Here is a 3418-nt window from a genome sequence, read left to right as displayed (position 1 = left end):
CGACGGCTCACCTGCTCAGTCGCCCGCGCTGTCCACGACCGCCGCCCACTCGTCGAGCAGCGCCTGGGCCGAGGCGTCGTCGGGCCCTTCCGCCCACAGGTGGGTGACCGCCTCGGACGGGTCGGGCAGCACCATCACCCAGCGGCCGTCGGTCTCGACCACCCGGACACCGTCGGTGGTGTCCACGCTGCGGTCGCCTGCGGCCTCCACGACGCGGCGCATGACGAGCCCCTTGACCGCCCACGGTGTGGCGAGGTCGCGGCGCAGCACATGGGCCCGCGGGATGCGGGCATCGATCTGGCTGAGGGTGAGCTGTGTCCTGGCCACCAGGCCGATGAGCCTGACGAAGGCCGCCGCACCGTCGAAGACGCTGCTGAACTCGGGGACGATGAAGCCGCCGCGGCCATCACCGCCGAAGATCGTGGTGTCCTCGCGGCCCACGCGGGTCAGGTCGTCGGGCGACGTGGTCGTCCACTCCACCTGCGTTCCGTGGTACGCCGCGACCTGTTCGGCGACGCGGGTGGTCGTCACCGGAAGGGCCACGCGTCCGCTCCTCCGCTCGGCCGCCACGAGGTCGAGCAGGACCAGCAGTGCCCGGTCGTCCTCGATGATGCGGCCCCGCTCGTCCACGAGGGACAGCCGTTCACCGACAGGGTCGAACCGCACGCCGAAGGCTGCCCGCGCGGACGACACGATCTCGCCGAGACGCACCAGCCCTGCCCGCCGGGACTCGGCGGACTCGGTCGGCCGGGACTCGTCGAGGCCCGGGTTGATGGTCAGCGCGTCCACCCCGAGACGTCCGAGCAGGCTGGGCAGGACAAGGCCGGCGCTGCCGTTGGAAGCGTCCACGACCACCTTGAGGCCCGCGTCGGCGATACCTGCCGTGTCGACATTACGGAGAAGGGAACCGGTGTAGGAGTCGAATACGCTCGACGGGAAGTACAGGTCCCCGATCTCTCCGGGGAAGGCCCTGCGGTATTCCTGACGGGCGTAGACCCTGTCCAGCTTCCGCTGCCGCGCCTGGGAGAGATCGGCTCCCCGCTCGTCGAAGAACATGATGTCGACCGAATCCGGCACGCCTGGAGACGTACGGATCATGATGCCGCCGGCGCTGCCCCGCGCGGTCTGCTGACGGGCCACCGGCAGCGGCACGTTCTCCAGGTCCCGTACATCGATGGCGCTCGCCTGCAGGGCCGAGATGACCGCTCTCTTCAGCGCGCGGGCACCACGGGAGTGGTCGCGAGCGGTGGTCACCGTCGCGCCCTTCTTCAGGGTCGTCGCGTAGGCGCCGGCGAGCCGGACGGCGAGCTCCGGCGTGATCTCGACGTTCAGGATCCCGGAGACACCGCGGGCTCCGAAGAGATGTGCCTGGCCGCGCGACTCCCAGATCACCGAGGTGTTGACGAAGGCGCCGGCCTCGATGGTCTTGAACGGGTAGACCCGCACATTTCCCTGAATGATCGATTCTTCGCCGATCAGGCATTCGTCGCCGATCACGGCACCGTCCTCGATGCGGGCGGCCCGCATCACGTCGGTGTTCTTGCCGATCACACAGCCACGCAGGTTGCTGTGCTGGCCGATGTAGACGTTGTCGTTCACGACTGCCCGGTGCAGGAACGCACCGGATTTCACGACGACGTTCGAGCCCACCACCGTATGTTCGCGGATCTCCGCGCCGGCTTCGACCTTGGCGTAGTCACCGATGTACAGCGGCCCCCGGAGTACCGCGTCGGGGTGGACCTCCGCGCCTTCCGCGACCCAGACCCCCGGAGAGATCTCGAAGCCGTCGAGTTCGACGTCGACCTTGCGCTCCAGCACGTCGGCCTGGGCCTTCACGTAGCTTTCGTGCGTGCCCACATCTTCCCAGTAGCCCTCCGCGATGTAGCCGCAGATCAGCTTGCCGTCCTTCATGAGCTGCGGGAACACATCGCCGGACCAGTCCACCGAGGTGTCGGCCTGGACGTAGTCGAAGACCTCGGGCTCCATGACGTAGATGCCGGTGTTCACCGTGTCCGAGAAGACCTGGCCCCAGGTCGGCTTCTCGAGGAAGCGCTCTACTTTTCCTTCCTCGTCCACAATCGTGATCCCGAATTCAAGAGGATTCGGGACCCTGGTCAGGCACACGGTGACGAGTGCGCCCTTCTCCTTGTGGAATGCGATGAGGTCCGTGAGGTCGAAGTCGGTGAGGGCGTCGCCGGAAATCACCAGGAAGGTGTCATCCTTCAGGGCCTCCTCGGCGTTCTTCACGCTTCCCGCGGTACCGAGTGGCTTCTCCTCGTTGGCATAAGTGAGCTCCATCCCGAGCTCCTCGCCGTCGCCGAAGTAATTCTTGACGAGAGAGGCGAGGAACTGGACGGTAACGACGGTCTCGTTGAGCCCATGCCGTTTGAGCAGCCGTAGCACATGCTCCATGATCGGCCGATTGGCCACGGGCAGGAGCGGCTTGGGCATGCTTGAGGTCATGGGGCGAAGGCGAGTGCCTTCACCGCCTGCCATCACGACGGCCTTCATGTCGGAAACGTCCTCCTCGAAGAGACGACGGTCCAGCCGACTTCACCCGTCGGGGCAACACCAAACTTCAGGTGCGGGCCGGCGACTCTGCACGGCGCCACGTCAACGAGCTAATCGGCTGCTTGATCCGCCTTGACCAGACGGCGGACCTGGACCACGTAGAGGATCCCTGCCCACCAATAGAGGGTTGTACCCCATCCAGCGAACGCCCATCCGAAAATGGTGCCTAGCGAAGCCAGCCAACCACTTCCGTCGCTGAGCAGCAACAAGGGGAAGGCGTACATCAGGTTGAAGGTTGCAGCTTTCCCCAGGAAGTTCACCTGGGGAGGCGGATAGCCGTGCCTGCGCAGGATTCCCACCATGACGAGGAGCATGAGCTCACGGGCCAGGAGCGCGGCCGTCAGCCAGAGTGGCAGGATCTCGCGCCAGGTGAGCCCGACGAGCGTCGACAGAATGTAGAGGCGGTCGGCAGCCGGGTCCAGGAGCCGGCCGAGGCTGCTGATCTGGTTCCACCGGCGGGCGAGCTTGCCGTCGAGGTAGTCACTGACACCGCTCAGCATCAGAACCAGCAGGGCCCAGCCATCGCTGTTGGGCCCGCCGAACACGGGGCGAAGAATCAGCCACAGGAAGAGCGGAACGCCGACGAGACGGGCCATGCTGAGGATGTTGGGGATGGTGAGTACTCGGTCCGTCTGAACTCGAGTCTCCTGGACCTCCACCCGGGGGCCTCCTGTGAAGAACGTGCCAATGATGCCCCCTGACCTTACCCTCAGTCTCCGAGCGCCGGTGCACAGGGGTGCGAGAGTGGTCGTGAACGCAGAAAAGCCCCGTGCCACAAGGGCACGGGGCTTTCCCGGAATAATTGTTCGGCGGCGTCCTACTCTCCCACAGGGTCCCCCCTGCAGTA

General features: G+C 66.1%; 2 protein-coding genes. Both read right to left on the bottom strand.

Annotation, left to right across the window (positions count from 1 at the left end):
* Positions 1–15: 15 nt before the first annotated feature.
* A complete protein-coding gene (locus tag ACFWFI_RS41875; protein ID WP_387401076.1) occupies positions 16–2511 on the bottom strand; it encodes a sugar phosphate nucleotidyltransferase in 2496 nt (831 codons plus the stop codon).
* A 110-nt stretch (positions 2512–2621) separates the two neighbouring features.
* Positions 2622–3230, bottom strand: coding sequence for a CDP-alcohol phosphatidyltransferase family protein (locus ACFWFI_RS41870; RefSeq protein WP_387401074.1), 609 nt, complete (start codon positions 3228–3230; stop codon positions 2622–2624).
* Positions 3231–3418: the final 188 nt, after the last annotated feature.

It is taken from the genome of Streptomyces sp. NPDC060209, from assembly GCF_042728155.1.
GTDB lineage: Bacteria > Actinomycetota > Actinomycetes > Streptomycetales > Streptomycetaceae > Streptomyces.
The sequence above is the reverse complement of the archived record's forward strand: the minus strand, read 5'-3'. Positions and strand labels throughout refer to the sequence as shown.